The organism is Fictibacillus sp. WQ 8-8 (assembly GCF_024494405.1).
Taxonomy (GTDB): domain Bacteria; phylum Bacillota; class Bacilli; order Bacillales; family Fictibacillaceae; genus Fictibacillus_C; species Fictibacillus_C marinisediminis.
This window is the reverse complement of the sequence record NZ_JAMXKG010000045.1, coordinates 1-1,277: the sequence shown is the minus strand read 5'-3', so window position 1 is coordinate 1,277 and position 1,277 is coordinate 1. Positions and strand designations below refer to the sequence as shown.

Genomic DNA, 1,277 nt, shown 5'->3' with positions numbered 1-1,277 from the left:
CCTGCTCTGTTATCTGCATAAGAAATGAAACAACATTATTATCAGTCAATACTTTCTATCATAATACAGAAAGAATAGTGTTTTTTTCATTTTTGGGGTAATAATTTGCCTTAGCTTGATGGGCATGTGGCGGTACCCCATAAACAAAAGCAAAAAAAGAAAAATCCTGATTAAATTAATTCAGGATTTTGATTTCTGCGTAAATAGTGTTTACCTTCCTATTTGTAATTTCAGCCTTTCCATTTCAATTCCCTCGAAGTCCAGGCGGTTTGTTTAAGGGGGGAGTATGAAAAAGCAAGATTAACTAGACAAGTGATTAACACTTTGCACGTGTCATAAAATAGTTTTCAATCAAAGTTGCAAAACCCTCCGTTATTGATACGTTCATTCGTGTGAAAATTTGGTAACATGGTGATGAAGCAAAGATTCAATCCATAATTTATTTTCATCCGAGTAGATTCTGACATTGTTATCGTCTCTATTTACTTTTATTAACCCTTCTTTTTCATAAAACCTCAATGTATGTTCGCTTAACCCAACGATTTTAGAAAATTCTCCAATAGAATATGTCAATATAACCACCTCCATTAACTCTGATATGTCTATTTCTTCTTTTTTTATTTTGTGACACAAAGAAAGAGTAATACTTAGAGTTTACTCTATGTCAAGAATTTTTAATTCCTCTGCCCGTTTTGAGGTGCTTTTCCGACGTTATAAACCAAAATGACAGTTGTTTAAACTTCGTTATTGGCATATAAAAAAGCAAAACTCGCCGCAGTATTGGCGAGTTTTCTTTACTATATTGACTCCGATTCCTTATTTAACTAAACTGCACCATTACTTTAAGTGCAAATTTCACAATCTCCTCTAAAAATTAGCATAGAGATCTAATTTTCTCTTTAAATGAGTTGCTCGACAATCTGGCCCTATAATGAAAATAAGCGCTAGTCCTTGTTTCAGGAAAGCGCCCGATTGTTGTAGAAGGATCTTCATCTTCATTGCTGAGGGGTTTTTAAGTAAACGCACCCGTTACTTCAATAAGGAATTAATCTCTATCGTAAAATCAACCGATTCTTTTTTGATTAGCCAATAACTAAAGTACAAACCGCTTTTTAGAATCGGAATATACTGAATATATGTATTAGAGTAAGGGGTGAAACCATGAATCCTCGGTCCAACTCTTCTTGTATTAGTCAACAGGAAGTTAGTTTAAAAAGTTCCATGCGTTTAGTTTGGGAACAACACGTATACTGGACAAGATTGACGATCATAAGCCT

The 1,277-nt window shown here is 34.1% G+C and carries 1 pseudogene; it reads right to left on the bottom strand.

Annotated elements, in window-relative coordinates:
- Nucleotides 1-414: 414 nt before the first annotated feature.
- Nucleotides 415-573: pseudogene (locus M1K46_RS25480) on the bottom strand (MerR family DNA-binding transcriptional regulator); the annotation flags it as partial.
- Between the last annotated feature and the right edge of the window lie 704 nt (nucleotides 574-1,277).